12 protein-coding genes are annotated in these 15,147 nt (G+C 58.4%); 3 read left to right on the forward strand and 9 right to left on the reverse strand.

Annotation, left to right across the window (positions count from 1 at the left end; translation table 11 throughout):
- Nucleotides 1–281: 281 nt before the first annotated feature.
- The 6 genes from IRZ24_RS08065 to IRZ24_RS08090 all read right to left on the reverse strand — a co-directional run bounded on the left by IRZ24_RS08065 (nucleotide 282) and on the right by IRZ24_RS08090 (nucleotide 6,959).
- Nucleotides 282–1,628: a pyruvate dehydrogenase complex dihydrolipoamide acetyltransferase gene (locus IRZ24_RS08065; RefSeq protein WP_297162263.1), complete on the reverse strand. Its 1,347-nt coding sequence runs from the start codon at nucleotides 1,626–1,628 to the stop codon at nucleotides 282–284.
- Nucleotides 1,621–2,622 carry an alpha-ketoacid dehydrogenase subunit beta gene (locus IRZ24_RS08070; protein WP_297162265.1) on the reverse strand — a complete coding sequence of 334 codons (1,002 nt, stop codon included), beginning with the start codon at nucleotides 2,620–2,622 and terminating at the stop codon, nucleotides 1,621–1,623. The genes IRZ24_RS08065 and IRZ24_RS08070 overlap by 8 nt, the downstream gene beginning before the upstream one ends.
- Before the next feature lie 2 nt (nucleotides 2,623–2,624).
- The gene (gene pdhA / locus IRZ24_RS08075; RefSeq protein ID WP_297162268.1) at nucleotides 2,625–3,677 is read right to left on the reverse strand and encodes a pyruvate dehydrogenase (acetyl-transferring) E1 component subunit alpha; all 1,053 of its coding nucleotides are present in this window, start codon (nucleotides 3,675–3,677) and stop codon (nucleotides 2,625–2,627) included.
- A 164-nt stretch (nucleotides 3,678–3,841) separates the two neighbouring features.
- The gene (locus tag IRZ24_RS08080; protein WP_297162271.1) at nucleotides 3,842–4,315 is read right to left on the reverse strand and encodes a CBS domain-containing protein; all 474 of its coding nucleotides are present in this window, start codon (nucleotides 4,313–4,315) and stop codon (nucleotides 3,842–3,844) included.
- A gap of 551 nt (nucleotides 4,316–4,866) precedes the next feature.
- The gene (locus IRZ24_RS08085; RefSeq protein ID WP_297162293.1) at nucleotides 4,867–6,072 is read right to left on the reverse strand and encodes an alpha-hydroxy-acid oxidizing protein; all 1,206 of its coding nucleotides are present in this window, start codon (nucleotides 6,070–6,072) and stop codon (nucleotides 4,867–4,869) included.
- Nucleotides 6,073–6,236: 164 nt separating this feature from the next.
- Entirely contained in the window at nucleotides 6,237–6,959 is a 723-nt protein-coding gene (locus tag IRZ24_RS08090; protein WP_297162274.1) for a helix-turn-helix domain-containing protein, read from the reverse strand.
- 498 nt (nucleotides 6,960–7,457) lie between these two features.
- On the opposite strand from IRZ24_RS08090, the gene IRZ24_RS08095 reads away from it, so the two are divergent.
- Entirely contained in the window at nucleotides 7,458–8,366 is a 909-nt protein-coding gene (locus IRZ24_RS08095) for a Rieske 2Fe-2S domain-containing protein (RefSeq protein WP_297162277.1), read from the forward strand.
- A gap of 190 nt (nucleotides 8,367–8,556) precedes the next feature.
- Here IRZ24_RS08095 and IRZ24_RS08100 read toward each other — a convergent pair whose 3' ends face one another.
- The 3 genes from IRZ24_RS08100 to IRZ24_RS08110 form a co-directional block, all read right to left on the reverse strand.
- Nucleotides 8,557–8,805 carry a helix-turn-helix domain-containing protein gene (locus IRZ24_RS08100; protein ID WP_112428347.1) on the reverse strand — a complete coding sequence of 83 codons (249 nt, stop codon included), beginning with the start codon at nucleotides 8,803–8,805 and terminating at the stop codon, nucleotides 8,557–8,559.
- 1,083 nt (nucleotides 8,806–9,888) lie between these two features.
- Complete coding sequence (locus IRZ24_RS08105; RefSeq protein WP_297162280.1) at nucleotides 9,889–10,623, reverse strand: cysteine peptidase family C39 domain-containing protein; 735 nt, start codon at nucleotides 10,621–10,623, stop codon at nucleotides 9,889–9,891.
- Between the two features lie 378 nt (nucleotides 10,624–11,001).
- Entirely contained in the window at nucleotides 11,002–11,463 is a 462-nt protein-coding gene (locus IRZ24_RS08110) for a hypothetical protein (RefSeq protein WP_297162284.1), read from the reverse strand.
- A 432-nt stretch (nucleotides 11,464–11,895) separates the two neighbouring features.
- On the opposite strand from IRZ24_RS08110, the gene IRZ24_RS08115 reads away from it, so the two are divergent.
- Nucleotides 11,896–12,987, forward strand: a complete 1,092-nt coding sequence (locus tag IRZ24_RS08115) for a toprim domain-containing protein (RefSeq protein ID WP_297162287.1) — start codon at nucleotides 11,896–11,898, stop codon at nucleotides 12,985–12,987.
- A gap of 142 nt (nucleotides 12,988–13,129) precedes the next feature.
- Entirely contained in the window at nucleotides 13,130–15,133 is a 2,004-nt protein-coding gene (locus IRZ24_RS08120) for an acetoacetate--CoA ligase (protein WP_297162290.1), read from the forward strand.
- Nucleotides 15,134–15,147 lie beyond the last annotated feature (14 nt).

The following is a 15,147-nucleotide window of genomic DNA, read 5'->3' on the forward strand; positions in this document are numbered from 1 at the left end:
GTACGGGGCTGCACCGTGTCACCAAAGTCCGGGACAGAGACAGCCAGCCAGCTAGCCCCTATTCTGAATAGGAGACCTCATTTCCCGTCAATGCCAGGACAAAGACGCCTCACAACAAATGAGATGATTACGCAGCTTGAAGAAGAAAATTTGACAGCGCTCTTCCTGCCGCCAAAACAAGGAGGCTCTTCTGAGAGTATCAGAAGAGCCTCCTCACTAGGCCCAGGAGAGGGCCATCTACCTCTGTGTTGTCCCTCGCTGAGACTTGCCATGTCGTGGCCTTAACCCAGCAAGCTAAACGGATTCTGCAGCAACCGCTTGACTTCCTGCAGGAAGCGCGCTACCGTCGCCCCATAGAGGATACGATGATCAGCCGAGACCGTGACATGCATCATATCACGCAGCACAGGCTGATCGTTGATGGGCACGAAGGTGCGACGCACCGAAGCCACTGCCATGATGGCCGCCTCGGGCGGATTGATCACCGCGATGAACTCGCTGACATCGAGCATGCCCATATTCGAAATTGAGAAGGTGCCGCCCGAGAGATCGGCAGGTGTCAGCTTGCCCGCATGAGCCTTCTCGATCAAAGCTCGCGCCTCGCGGGCAATGGTGCGCACCCCCTTCAGATTAGCATCGCGGATCACCGGCACCACCAGGCCATTGGGAATGTCCACCGCAATGCCAATGTTGATGGCCTGGTGACGCACAAACTGGCCATCACGATAGGAGCTGTTGACCTCCGGGAATTTCTCCAGGGCCAGGGCACAAGCCTTCACAATGAGATCGTTGATCGAAACCTTGATGCCCCCCTCGCCGGCACTCTCGTTTAGCTGTCGGCGCAGCAGCAGGGCCTCGGTCATGTCGATCTCAGTGCTGACGTAGAAATGCGGGATCGTCTGTTTGGACTCAGTCAAGCGTCGCGCAATCGTGGCCTGCATGCGCGAGAGCGGGACCAGCTCCTCGGCGGGGCCGGTTCCAACTTCGGCAGCCACCGTCGGCGCCGGGGCCGGCACGGCCTCTGTCGGAGCCGCCGCCGCGGCCACTCGACGGCTTTCAAGGAAAGCCTCGATGTCATCGCGCACAATACGCCCGCCGGGGCCGGAACCACGGACTTGGCGCAGGTCAATATTATGCTCTTCCGCCAGGCGCCGGGCCAAGGGCGAGGCCTTAATGACGCGATCCCCATCCTCTTGACCGACAGGCGCTGTCGATGAGGGCAGCTCAACAGGCGTCACCGTCCGCTGCCGAGGCGATCCCCCTCCCTGAACCTCCTGGGGCTTGACGGAGCCTTCTTCCGTTCCACGGACAGCACCACCACCCGCTGCCGGTGAAGTGCTCGCGGCCTGAGCAACCGCGCCTGAAGCACCAGACTCGTGAGCTGAGGCAGCCGCCCCACTCCCGATCACAGCGATCACCTGGCCAATTGGTGCACTTTCCCCCTCCTTGACGACAATCCTCTCCAATACCCCACTCTCGTAGGCTTGCAGCTCCATTGTTGCCTTATCGGTCTCGATCTCGGCGAGCACTTCCCCCCGCTCAACACGATCGCCCGGCTTCTTCAACCAGCGGACGATTGTCCCCTCCTGCATCGTATCGCTGAGCCGGGGCATAGTCACCTCAGGCATAGACGATCCTCCTCTTGCGAATGGCCAGACGATCGACCGCCTCCACCAGTTGCCGCGCGCTTGGCAAAGCCGCCTGTTCCAAGGGCTTCGAATAAGGGAGCGGCACCTCTGCACCGGCAACGCGCTGAATGGGCGCATCTAGATAATCGAACGCTTCTTCCTGAATGGTGGCCACCAACTCAGCTCCAACCCCATAGGAACGCCAGTCCTCTTCAAAAATGATGGCGCGGTTGGTCTTCTTGACCGAATTGACAATGGTCTCATGATCGAGAGGACGCAAAGAGCGTACATCAACGACTTCAATGCTGAGTTGCCGCTCCTGCTCCAGACGACGCGCCACATCGAGCGCCACCACAGCCATACGCGAGTAGCTGATAATGGTCAGATCACGGCCCTCCTTCATGACCTGAGCCTTGCCAAAGGGGATCGTGTAGTCCCCTTCGGGCACCTCGCCCCGCGTATTGTACAAAGCCAGATTCTCCAGAAAGAGCACCGGGTTATCATCACGGACAGCAGTGCGCAGCAGGCCACGAGCATCGGCTGGCGTGGAAGGAGCTACGACCTTGAGGCCAGGCACATGGGCAAACCAGACCTCCAAGTTCTGAGAATGAGTGGCCGAGAGCTGCTGACCACCCCCACCCGGAGTACGGATCACCAGCGGCACCGGGCACTGACCGCCAAACATATAGTAGATCTTGGCCGCATGATTGACGATCTCATCCATTGCAAGCGCAATAAAGTTGATCGTCATGATTTCCACGATCGGGCGCAGTCCCAGCATGGCGGCCCCGATCGCCAGCCCCACAAAGCCATTCTCACAGATCGGCGTGTCAACTACTCGCTTTGGACCAAATTCCTGCAAGAGACCGGCAGTGATCTTATAGGAGCCCTCGAAGCGTCCAATTTCCTCGCCGATCAGGAAAACATTCTCATCGCGCAGCAGCTCTTCGCGCAGCGTATCGTGTAGAGCCTGGCGATAGGTCATCTCGGCCATACTCAGCGTCCTCCCTCACCGGCATAGACAAAGTCATAGAGTTCGTCGACAGAGGGGAACTCACTCTCTTCGGCAAAGCGTACCGCCTCTTCAACCTCTTGCTGGGCCCGCGCCTCTAGCTCCTGGCGCTTAGCATCGTCCATCAGGCCCGCTTCCTTGAGCCGGGCAGCATAAAGCAGGATAGGATCTCGCTCCCGCCAGCGCCGAACTTCCTCTTCAGGACGATAGCGGTCAGGATCAACGACCGAGTGACCCCGGAAACGGTAGCTGACCGCCTCGATAAGGCTGGGCTCACGCTCCTCACGTGCAATGCGCGCCGCAGTGCGTACAGCCTCTAAAACGGCCAGGACATCCGTACCATCAACGCGCTCGCTGCGCATATCATAGGCACAGGCTTTACGATAAAGATCAGGAACCGCTGAACCCTGATCGACACGCGTGCCCATGCCGTACTGATTGTTCACAATGAGAAAGACCACCGGTAGCCGATAGAGCTTGGCCAGGTTGAGCGATTCATGGAAAGGACCACCATTGGTGGTGCCATCCCCCATCTGGCAGGCCACGATCTCGCGCGCCCCGCGGTAGGCCAGTGCAAAGGCCGCCCCTACCGCTAGAGGCAGTTGCCCGCCTACAATGCCATAGCCCCCCATGAAGCGGCGCTTGATGTCAAAGAGATGCATCGAGCCTCCGCGGCCAAGAGAGCAACCGGTTTTCTTGCCGAACAATTCGGCCATGACAACGGCAGGCGAGATGCCACGGCAGATGGCATAACCGTGCTCGCGGTAGTTGGTATAGACATAGTCGTCGGGCTCCAGTCCGGCACAGAAGCCGACCACAGTGGCCTCTTCGCCAAGATTGAGGTGACAGTAGCCGCCGATGCGCGCTCGGGTGTACATCTCACCGGCTTTCTCCTCAAAATAGCGAATGAGGACCATCTGATAGTAGTAATTAAGCAGCGTTTCGCGATCCGTTCCTTCGAGCAGCGAAGCCGAGGAGCGGGCGTCACCCGGCCCGGCTCCCTGCGCGGCTGCCTTTCGTTGTTGTCTGGTCTCCATAGGTACACTACTTCTTCTTTCTGGCTAATCGACACTGCATCAACAAGATGGGCTTGACTGCGCTCTGTCCAATCTTCGGGCCAGAGCAAGCTGGAACAGGCAAGAGCGTAGTGCCAAGACTTTGCTGCTATTAGCCTGGGCGTCGTTTCTGGGGCTAGCAGCAGCTAGAACCCAGGAGGAGCCGGCTCGGCTGGCGCCACCATCTGGGGTGCTGCACAGCGAGGGCAGCTCTCTGGCGGCTCTTCGCCAGGCGCAACCTCTCCGCACACGGGACAGGTCCAGCGTGTCGCCACCTCCCTGACCAGGTCTGCCCGGCTAATAATGCCCACTAAACGCCCTTCGCGAAGCACCGGCAAACGCCGAATACGCCGATTCACGAGGAGCTGGGCAACGTCCTCTAGCTCGGTCTCTTCGCTCACACTGATCAGGCTGCGAGTCATGATCTCTCGCACGAGCTGACCCTGACGCGCTAAGACATCGTGCTCGGTAACCAGACCCGTGATCATCCCCTCTTCATTGACTACCGGCAGCCCACTGATCCGATGACGCGCCATCAAGGCCGCAGCTTGCTGCCTTGTCTGATCCTCCCGAACCGTCACCACGCTTGTGGTCATGACATCTTTGACTTTTCTGCTCATCGCCTGTCATCTCCTCTGAGCTTCCAGTCTGCAGGAAAACTGCATTCCTACGCGGCAGACGGGATCACTCATCCTCTTGCAGGCGATGCCCTTCTTCTCTGCTCTCTTCCGAAACGCTCTGCTGTTCCTGAATCGCTTCACAACGTCAGCATCTGTTGTCGTGGACTCCTCTCCCTTGCCGTCTTGCAGTTTGCTGCCGTACTCTCCCTTACCTGGTAGGAAAAGCCGGAACCAACGACAAGTTTGTCTTCTGACGACCTCCTCCCAACGCTCTTTGATGAAACCTGCCTGCTTATCCCTGCCGATCCGCCAAGGCGTAGGTGGGTGAGTGAGTTAGCTAGCTAACGGTCGCTTCTCCCTCCTCTGGCACACACTGCCCCTCAGTGGCCAGTAGGGGGAAAAGGGAACCAACTGCTTTCCTGTCGCTACGCCTGGCTTCCTTCAGGGCATGCTCATCCGAACGAGCTGTCTTTTCAGCGGGACGCCTGTCGAGCTGCTTTCTTTGCCCACAGACAGAGGCGGCGCTCCTCGCTTTTTTCTTCTTTATCTTATCACGCTCTCTCGGCTTTGGCGAGGGCTGAACGATCTAGCGAGCTGACAGAGGTGAAACCACTTAAGGCCAAAGTGAGATCCAGGTCGGCCAGCATATTCTGAATGACCTCACGCACACCTGCCTCTCCCCCCAAGGCTAACCCCCAGATGTAGGGGCGTCCAAGTAAGACAGCCCGTGCTCCAAGCGCTAGAGCCTTGACAATATCGGCTCCTTGCCGAATCCCACTGTCAAAGAGCACAGGAACCCGTCCGGCAACAGCCTCCACTACATCCGGCAATGCATCCAGAGCAGCGACCGCCCCCGCCACCTGGCGACCACCGTGGTTCGAAACCACAATACCATCAACGCCGCACTCTACTGCCCGTCGTGCATCATCAGGGTGGAGAATCCCTTTGAGCAGCACCGGCAGTCGCGTATGCTCACGCAGAAAAGCGAGATCTTCCCACTGAAGCGTTAGATGACCAAAACTGGAGACATACTTTTGAATGGCCGGGAAGGGATTTTCTTCGGGAGGCTGTGGTAAATCTCGGCGGAAGACGGGATCGCTGAAATAATTGGCCAAACCTTGAGCCTGCAGAAATGGTAGATAGGCCCGCTGCAAATCGCGGGGGCGCCAGCCGATCAGACGCGTATCAAGTGTGACGACGATGGCGCTGTAGCCAGCTCGCTCAGCGCGCTGGACAAGGCTCGCACAAAACTCGGCATCGGCAGGCCAGTAGAGCTGAAACCAGCGCGGCCCAGTGCCCGCTGCCTGCGCTACCTCCTCTAGTGTATGCGAGGAGACGGTACTCAGCACAAAGGGAACGCCTAACGAGGCGGCAGCTCGGGCTACTGCCAGCTCGGCCTCGGGATGAATGATCGATTGCACACCAATGGGGGCCAGCAACAAAGGCGCTGGCAGGCGCAGCCCCAGCAGCTCGACGCTGAGATCACGCCGCGCAATGTTTCGTAACATGCGTGGGACAATTACCCAGCGCCGAAAGGCCGCAAGATTAGCTTGCATTGTATCCTCCGCACCAGCACCTCCAGCCACGTAGTCATAGGCTTCGGGACTCAAGCGCTCTCTGGCACGCCGTTCCAGCTCCTCTCCATCCAGAGGGAGGGCCGGCAGTTGCCCTTGTAGTCCTGCCATGTAGATCTGAAACTGGCGCTCGCTACCGTAGGGCGGCGATACGTGCCCGTCCTCGTGGGGAGTCTCTGACATCACGACTCTGTCCTTTCCTTCCCTGGGGATTGCTACAAGGCCGTTTCCTTTTCATTGTACCATGCATACTCTGCTGTTGAAAGCGGCAAAGAGGACGAACAGGGAAGCGTTACAGAGGCCCTCTTTCCAACTTCAACCCGAGACACACGATGGCCCACAATAAGCTAATTCCTGGTCGGACCTTCAGCCCTGAGATCAATCTTAAAGCAGCATTGCGGTCGTTCAGTACATTGACAACAGGTTCGTACAGGTAAAGCTGTCAGCTCAGTTAATAGTGCTTCGATTATGAGACAGAGAGAGGGATTAGCTGGGACCAGAGCAGCAAGAGGGCAGCTAGCGGAGCGTACCAGAACCCGGCTTGCCAGCAGCTCCGACTGCGCATCCGCGGCAGCCTCTAGTTCCGCTAAGGCCCCCACCTCATTGAGGACTGCTACAGCCCAGCGCACGCGTTCTAGCGGCTCAGCTTCCTCCTCCTCCGGCTCTCTGACACGCCAGCGCTGCGCCAAGCGTTTACCAAGATCACGCAGAAGCTGCTCTAGCTCAGCAGCGGGAAGCCGCTCAGCCAGTAGCTCAAGCAATGCCCCTAGCGTTGGCTGATAGGCACGCGGAAAAAGGCCATCAGCCGCTGGCGTCAATTCGTAAAGATACGCCGGCTTTCCTTGGGCGCCGCGTCGCTGTCCCTGCTGGACCACAAAGCCGTCGCGCTCTAGCGCTACCAGATGGGCCCGCACTGCATTATCGGTCAGTCCCAGTTGCTGGGCCAATTCTTCAACCGTCGCCCCCCCGCGCAAGAGTAAGGCAACAATGCGCCCGCGCGTGCTCTTGAAAAAGCGCCAGTGAGCCTGACCGGTAGCCATCAGCATGCTCACTTTCTGGTCAACTATCAAGGGCTGCTTTGCTTTAGTGTAGCAGGGAGAGCCTCTAAAGTCAATAAAGTGCTTGACTTTCTTGACTTTCTTTAGCGAGTATGGTATATCAGGATTGTAAAGAGAGAGAAGGCTGGAGGCTGCCCAGTGGGCTAGTGAGCCGAGCGCGAGCGGGCAGACTTTGCGAGCGCAACATGGCTTCTTTCTATTCGCTGATGCCTGTTCGCTTGCTCTTTTGTCGAAACGGAACGGATAGAGAGATGGAAAGGGCAATGGCGAACCTCGCTAGCTGGCTAGGATCAGGGCACACCCTGCGCTGAGGCCTGCTCGTGGTCACTGCCTATAGCGCCGTCCGCCATTGCTTTTTCTGTGCCTGGGGGCCAGTGAGTACGCTCAGCGCTCGGCGTCTTAGAGCTGAGCACGCAGGGGAACCCATACCGCTCCTGTCCCGATCATGTGAGTGAGAGCAGGCATGTGAGCCATCGCAGCAGCCCTTGTGAAGAGACAAAGGAGAGCACCATGAGCGACACGACCAACGAGTCAACCCCGTCAACGGCCAACTTCTGGCAGTCTTTTGCTGATCGCTTTGGCGACAGTCTGCAGTCGCTGGCCCGCGTCTTGACCGGAGGTACCCAAAAGCCGCCACGCTCGCTAAAAAGCCTCCTCAGTGGCACCCCGTGGGGCCATCCTCTGCATCCGGCCATTACTGATCTGCCCATCGGGGCCTGGACTGTGACCGTTATTCTTGACATTATCTGGCTGATTGCCCCAGCCAGCAACGGCTGGGCAGCCCGCGGAGCCTTGGTAAGCAGCATTATCGGGTTAATTGCCGCCCTGGGGGCACTCATCACCGGTCTGGCTGACTGGAGCGATACCTATGGCGCCGAGCGAACGGTTGGTTTCTATCATGGCTTGCTCAATACGGCGGCTTTTCTCTTCTATCTGATCTCATTCATTCTGCGCCTGCCCTCGCCCATGAACGAAAGCATCGCCGCCGCTGTGCTCGGCTTCATTGGCTTTGTGGCTCTGTTGATAGCTGGCTATCTAGGCGGAGATATGGTCTTCGTGAAAGGTACGAATGTTAACCATACGGCTTGGGAAGCGGCAGGAGAGGACTTCGAACCGGTGCTCCCTGTAAGCAGCGTGGAAGAGGGACACCTCTATCGTGTGACCGTGGCCGGCGTGCCGGTGGTTGTGCTCCGCCGCGGTGAGCAGTACTATGCTATCTCGGCCACCTGCTCTCATGCGGGAGGTCCTCTGGATGAGGGCTCGCTTGACGGCGATGTGGTAGAGTGCCCCTGGCATGGCTCACGCTTCTGTGTGCGCGATGGACGGGTGTTGACTGGCCCGGCGACCGTACCAGCGCCACGCTATGCTGTGCGTGTGCGCAATGGCCAGCTTGAGCTGCGTCGCCTAGGCGGGCACTGATCAATCTCGCTCGGAGCATTTGGCAGCTTTTCCGCCCACAGCAGGCCTGAGCCTGGTTCCAGCTTCATTGAGTCGAGGAAGCTCCGCTAGCCAGCACTGTGAAGAGTATTGGACCCGGGGGCTAGCCCCCGGGTCCAACTTTTCTCCTTGTGCTAGAGATCGCCGCTAAACTGCCTGCGATCTGCTCATTTCACGAGGCGGCAGTCGCGGGCGTGTTAAGCAACTCGTCTAGAGTATTCTTCTTGACGCGATAGACCTCGCGCTTGCCCTTGTGTGGCAAGGTAATGGCCTGCAGTGCACCGGTCTTGATCCAGCGGCGCACCGTGGTGTCATCAACACGGAGGCGCTTCGCTACTTCGCTGACAGTAAGCAACTCCGTCGTATACTCTTCACGAGAATCGCGCTCGCGATCCACAACTGCACTTTCCCGACGAGCCATAGATTTTCCCTCTCCTCTCTACTGAATTCGATTGGATTACAGTCCCAGGCAGTTCGCCTGGAGCGTTCTATCATTTCCAGCTAATATGAGTAAAACACTCCTCTATTAAGAGGAACTGTGAATTAGCTGAAATTTCGCTGAGAATTTGGAACTCCCGATCTGCCCGTCCCGTCAGGGAAGCAGCTCAGTTTGCCCGAAATGGAAGAGACAAAACCCCAGCACCTTCCCCACCTTGGGCCGGGAAATTGAGACTTTTCACTTTTCCGATTTTATGATAGCACATTTCCGATCTATTATCCAATCCACTGGTAATAACAACCGGGAAGCCGGAGAATCTTCCCCGCCGGCGAAGAGCCGTATGTAGGGGGAGAGAGGCGAGGAGCTGAGCGAGGGCGAGTGAGAGCAGAAGCAAGTGATCAGCTCGGCAAAGGAGAGGAGAAGCGGCACAGGCTGGCAGCTCAGAAGGTCCTGCGAACCGGCCACGCCATACTACCGTGGATCTAGCTAGGTGCTTAAGGATCAGCGTCTGAAGATCAGCAGCTAACTCGGCTCACCCGAGTCGGCCCGCCAGCCATCCCCTGCAAGACTGGCCGCCTCTCGGCTCCCGGCTACTATTTTGTGCCCGCCTCGTCGAAGCAGCTCCCTGCTAGCACCTTCCTCCCCCCAGGCCTGACACATCTTGCTCTACCATAGCACCGCGCAACGGCAGGCTGCACGGGACGAGGCTACCTGCGCGCGCTGGTCTCGTTTGCATATCACGCGCAGACAGGATAGACATTATGCAAGTATAGCGAACTTGTGTTCTATTGTCAAGGGTTTGTACGCTCTCCCCCACCAGCAAGCCCTATCTCGCTGTCGCCTATGCATCACGCCTGAGCCGCTTGTCACCGTTTCCCCACTTCCCCCGTCCAAAGTCCCCCCGCGAGGACTTCTGCAAGTACCGCTCTCTTGCGGAGTCGCTCTCCTCGCACGGGGAAGCGCTGTCACGCCGCCACCACGGTCCGCGAGCGCTCCAATCTGGGGGCCTGTGAACTACCAGAGCATCAAGCATCAATGGGAAGAAAAAACCTCTCCTGAGGCTGTCTAGTTGAGGGGCGTTACGACTGCCGCATAGCCACCCCACCATTGGAGAAACTGGTCGCGACTGAGAACGCGGCGATTCCAGGCCGAGGAGTCGGCCAGATAGACAGACGAGGCATCGCCTCCCAGCACGACAAGCAGATGGCCCCCGGCATAGCGATCTGGCGGGAAGCTGACGATCACCGGTGCGCCACTGTTGGCTACGGTCAGCAACTGTTCCAGCGACCAATGCTCTCCCCACTCGGTACGAAAGCCGAAATGGGCTGCAGTGATAGCAATACCCGCTGGCGAAACCAGGCCCAGATCCGGCGTGATTTGCCCGAGAGCCGCCTCAACATGCAGCACGTCGCTGATACGATAGTGCCGACCATAGGCATTAAAGACCTCCGTCATGGCCGCCGCCGAGCATGCAGAGTAGGCCCATAGAGCATATTCCTCTGGAGAGGAGTATTGCGAGGGATCAAGCTGGGAGATACGCACGAGATTGCGCGAGGCATTGAAGCCATGAGGTAGCGTCTGGACGCCCAGGGTCTGGCTGCGACTGTTGCGAAAAAAGGTCAGGGCGACATTCAACGGGAGCCGTCCCCCATCGGCCAGGGCGCTGGTCATAGACAGTGCCAAAAAGAAGATCCCCAACAGAATCAGCGAGAGCAGCATACGCCAGCGTCGATACCAGGTCGCTGGCAGCACCAGAGCCAGGCCGGGTCTTTGAACTTCGTTCCTCTGGATTTTCTGCACAAGGTGAGCTGCCAGAGAGGCTAGCCATCCCCGGCTCTTTGAAGAGAAGGGGAGCAATCTGCTGCTCGTCAGGTCAGGTCGCAGCCAGCGCCAATGCCAGTTGCCCTGATGCCAAAGCCTGGATGCCAGTATCAGCAACAGCGCAGCGGCTAGCAGCACAACAAGGACCACTGAGGAACCTCCCGGGACTCTCTCCTCATAAGCACATCAACATCATTCACCATGAAGTATCCCGGCAGGTGAGGCCCTTCGTCAAATCAATCCCACAATGGTACCATATGAAGCTGATTGATACATAGCTGTGCATATGGGAACATAGCCGGAGAGCGCAAAAAACCTCTCCCGCGCCACTGGCGAGGCTGACCAACCAGCTCGGCTCTATTGTACCAGTGGTGGTTCTTCACGCGGATATTCCACCTGAGGTTCTTCATACTGCGGCTGAGTACGCCCGGTAGTCGATGTAGCTCCCTGTGGAGACGCCGTTTCCCCCGGACGCGGCCCCGTCTGAGCTCGATATCCCTGGTGATAGCGCTGCTCCTGCTCGCTGGCATACGGTGCCTGGTAGATTCCCGTTGGTCCTGGTGGAGCCTGGGGCGTCTGCGACGGCTGTTGCCACATCCCCCCACTGAGCGGCCAGTTTCGCCCTGCCGCTGGTCCCTGCTCCGCAAAGAGGACCGAGAGACCCCAAGCAAGCAGAGCAATGAGGAAGATGCTTAACATGATGCCAAACATCGCGTTACCCCATCCCCACCACCAATGCGCTGGTCCTAGAAAGAACAGCGGAATAAACCACCAGAAAAACCAACCGCGGTGACGTCCAAAATGGTTCCGTCGATACATTGTCGATCCTCTCTATCTATGCACCAAGCGCACGGAAGGCGCAATCTACACATAAGTGCAGCCTTTCCCTGCCGCATCTGATCATCGTCGTGCTCTTCACCTAGAGACAGGGTATAACAGATAGTTATCACTGTCAAGGAACGGGACTACTCCCTACTAAAGGAAAACGCAGCTCGTTACCTTGATCCAAGCACACACACCTGCTCTGCGACTCACCTCCAGACTGGCCAGCGAGAAGGCTCGAGACCACAGCGGGTCTCACGTCCAGAGAGCCTTGGGCAGAGCTGGCGTTCGACAGATCAGAACAAATATTCTATAATTGCAATGAACAAGAAGAGAGTAGAGTAGGCAAACAAGCAGACAGCCACAGAGAAGAAGCGAGCGGGACCGGGAAGGACACGAAGCCAGCCAGGGACAAAGAGGGCAGCCGGTATGATCACCATCTTCACCCGCCGAGGCAAGCGGATCGAGATTCTCACCCAGAGTGAGCTACGTCACCCGCGGCTGACGGGGAGCCGGGTGCGCGCCTTCTGCCCGATTCACGGCAGTGATCATCAGCGCTCGCTCTCGATTGATCCAGTCAGCGGCTGGGGACACTGTTTCAATGCCACCTGCCAGGCCAGAGTATTGGTCGCCGAATGGAATCCGAGCGTCGCCCAACATCTTCTAGAAGCAGCCAAAGAGCAGAAGCATCAGGTCAATGCGCGAGGCCTCCTGAGCAAGCTGGCTCATCCTGGCGCCTCTCAAGTGCCAGTGCGGCGAGAAGAACGAGAGCCTGCAGCCAGCATCCTCAACCGCTGGCAGCAGGAAGAGCGGCACATGCTACAAGCGTTGGAGCCAGCGATGCAAGAGGCACTCAAAACCACCCATCAGGGGCACTGCTATCTCCGCGAGCGAGCCATTCCCCTAGAGATTGCCCTGATCCACGGTGTTGGCCTCCTCACGCCGGCCATTATTGCTAGGTTGCCGCGCGCCAGACAGCGGCGTCTCCTGCAGCGCTGGAGCGGGCGATTGGTCTTTCCTCTCCAGGCTGCGGGCACTCGAGGCTACATCGGGCGCACGCTCTGGGGCTGGTGCCCTGGCATGGATGAAAACGAGCATAAGCAGCTACTAGAGCGCATTGGCCGTCCCCAGCGCTGGATCAAAACGAATCCTGCCGGCTGCTTTAGCGTGCCCCCGGAGCAACTAGCTCCTCAGCTTATCCTTGTCGAAGGGACCTTCGACCGTCTGGCCCTGCTCTCTGCTGGTTTTTGTGCAGACGAGGTTGTCGCTCTAGCTGGCACTGCCCTTCCCGCCACCTGGCTGCCCGCTCACGTGCGTAGGGTCTTGTTGGCTCTTGACGGCGATGAAGGGGGGCGTGAGGCCACGGCTCGCCTGAGCGCCCAGCTTCGCGAGCAAGGACGGGCTGTCAGCTGCTGCCTGATCCCTCCAGACGGCCAGGGTAAGGACTGGAACGAGCGCTGGCGCCTGCTGGGCCACGTAGGCTTGCAGCCACTGCTAGATAGCTATCGGCGCCTGACGTGATATTGACTTGCCCTGGTACGCGGCATAGACTTACTTACAGCAGTAAGAAAGAAAAATACCACCAGCGCGGGCCGACCTGTCTCCCTGCCTCGACGAAGGTCACGGGCCCCGAAGCCCAGCTACTTGAAAGGAGCACAAGCCTATGAATAGCCCGTTCAATGCCGAACAGCCCCTTTGGGAGCCTTCAGAGGAACTGAAACAGCAAGCCAATATCACGCACTATCTGCGCTGGCTTGCCGAACAGCGAGGCAAAAAGTTCACAAGTCGCCATGAGCTGTGGGAGTGGTCGGTTAGCGATCTTGAAGGCTTCTGGTCCTCGCTTTGGGACTACTTCCAGATCCAGGCCAGCCAGCCATATACCCAGGTATTGGCCAGCCGCAGGATGCCGGGTGCCCGGTGGTTTCCGGGGGCAGAGCTGAACTATGCCCAGCATGTCTTTCGCCATGCCACTACCAGCCATCCGGCCATCATCTTCCGTTCCGAGCGAGAGCCGTGGCGTGTACTCTCCTGGAACGAGCTGCAGCAGGCAGTAGGAGCAGTAGCCCAGGCCCTGCGCCGCCTCGGGATCAAACGCGGCGATCGCGTTGTCGCCTACCTTCCAAATATTCCAGAGACAGTCGTTGCCTTCCTCGCCTGCGCCAGCCTCGGTGCCATCTGGTCAAGCTGCTCGCCCGACTTTGGTACCAGAAGCGTTGTTGACCGTTTCAAGCAGATTGAGCCACGGGTGCTCTTCGCCGTCGACGGCTATCAATACAACGGACGCCCCTTCGATCGGAGAGGAGTATTGGCTGAACTACAGACAGCCTTGCCTACCCTCGAACATACCATTATCATTCCTTATCTGAGCGCAACCGCCGAAGAGGCCAGCGCCGGTCTTCGCAATGTCCTGCCCTGGAGTGCCATGCTGGCCGAGCCAGCTCCCCTGGTTTTCGAGCAGGTTCCTTTCGAGCATCCTCTCTGGGTGCTCTATTCCTCCGGCACCACTGGGCTGCCCAAAGCTATCGTGCAAGGCCAGGGTGGTATCCTGCTAGAACATCTCAAGGTGCTTTCTCTGGAGACAAACCTTAAACCCGGCGACCGCTTCTTCTGGTTTACCTCCACAGGCTGGATGATGTGGAATTTTCTCGTGAGTGGCCTGTTAGTCGGCGCTACGATCTTGCTCTACGATGGGGCCCCAGGTTATCCCGACATGTATACCCTCTGGCGCTTCGCTCAGGATAGCGGCATGAATCTGTTCGGGACCAGTGCCGCCTACATTGCCACCTGCATGAAGGCCGGCATTGAGCCAGGACAGCAATGTGACCTCAGCCAGCTCCGCTGTATCGGCTCCACAGGCTCACCGCTGCCTCCCGAAGGCTTTCATTGGGTTTATGAGCACGTCAAACGTGATGTCTGGCTGGCTTCGGTCAGCGGCGGTACCGATGTCTGCTCGGCTTTCGTAGGCGGCTGCGTTTTGCTGCCTGTGTATGCCGGTGAAATCCAGTGCCGCGCCCTGGGCGCCCGTGTCGAGGCTTTCGATGAAGAGGGCCACTCTTTGATCGATGAGGTCGGCGAGCTGGTCGTGACGGCCCCCATGCCCTCAATGCCCCTTTTCTTCTGGAACGATCCCGATAACCGCCGCTACCGCGAAAGCTACTTTGAAATGTACCCAGGCGTGTGGCGGCATGGCGATTGGATTAAGATTACCCCACGCGGCGGCGCTATTATCTACGGCCGCTCGGACTCGACAATCAACCGCCAGGGGATTCGCATGGGAAGCAGTGAGATTTACCGCGTCGTCGAGAGCTTCCCGGAGGTGCTCGATAGCTTGGTTGTTGGCGTGGAGCGCCCCGGCGGCGGCTACTATCTGCCTCTCTTCGTGGTCCTGCGTGAAGGGATCAGCCTCGACGACGACCTGAAGCGCCGCCTGAAAGAGGCCCTGCGCCGTGAGATCTCGCCTCATCACGTGCCTGATGAGATCATCGCGATCCCTGAAGTGCCCCGGACGCTGAGCGGTAAGAAAATGGAGGTGCCAGTCAAAAAGCTGCTCCTGGGTATGCCCCTCGAGAAGGCCGCCAGCCCTGATGCGATGAGCAATCCCCAGGCAATCCAATTCTTCGTCGATTTCGCACGCCAATTGCAGGTCCGTTCCCAAAGTGCAGGCTGAGGACGACACTCGAC

It is taken from the genome of Thermogemmatispora sp. (assembly GCF_019683755.1).
Classification (GTDB): Bacteria; Chloroflexota; Ktedonobacteria; order Ktedonobacterales; family Ktedonobacteraceae; genus Thermogemmatispora.

Coding starts and splice junctions, on each gene's coding strand:
- IRZ24_RS08065 (WP_297162263.1), bottom strand. CDS start 1,628: ATGCCTGAGGTGACTATGCCCCGGCTCAGCGATACGATGCAGGAGGGG.
- IRZ24_RS08070 (WP_297162265.1), bottom strand. CDS start 2,622: ATGGCCGAGATGACCTATCGCCAGGCTCTACACGATACGCTGCGCGAA.
- pdhA (WP_297162268.1), bottom strand. CDS start 3,677: ATGGAGACCAGACAACAACGAAAGGCAGCCGCGCAGGGAGCCGGGCCG.
- IRZ24_RS08080 (WP_297162271.1), bottom strand. CDS start 4,315: ATGAGCAGAAAAGTCAAAGATGTCATGACCACAAGCGTGGTGACGGTT.
- IRZ24_RS08085 (WP_297162293.1), bottom strand. CDS start 6,072: ATGTCAGAGACTCCCCACGAGGACGGGCACGTATCGCCGCCCTACGGT.
- IRZ24_RS08095 (WP_297162277.1), top strand. CDS start 7,458: ATGAGCGACACGACCAACGAGTCAACCCCGTCAACGGCCAACTTCTGG.
- IRZ24_RS08100 (WP_112428347.1), bottom strand. CDS start 8,805: ATGGCTCGTCGGGAAAGTGCAGTTGTGGATCGCGAGCGCGATTCTCGT.
- IRZ24_RS08110 (WP_297162284.1), bottom strand. CDS start 11,463: ATGTATCGACGGAACCATTTTGGACGTCACCGCGGTTGGTTTTTCTGG.
- IRZ24_RS08115 (WP_297162287.1), top strand. CDS start 11,896: ATGATCACCATCTTCACCCGCCGAGGCAAGCGGATCGAGATTCTCACC.
- IRZ24_RS08120 (WP_297162290.1), top strand. CDS start 13,130: ATGAATAGCCCGTTCAATGCCGAACAGCCCCTTTGGGAGCCTTCAGAG.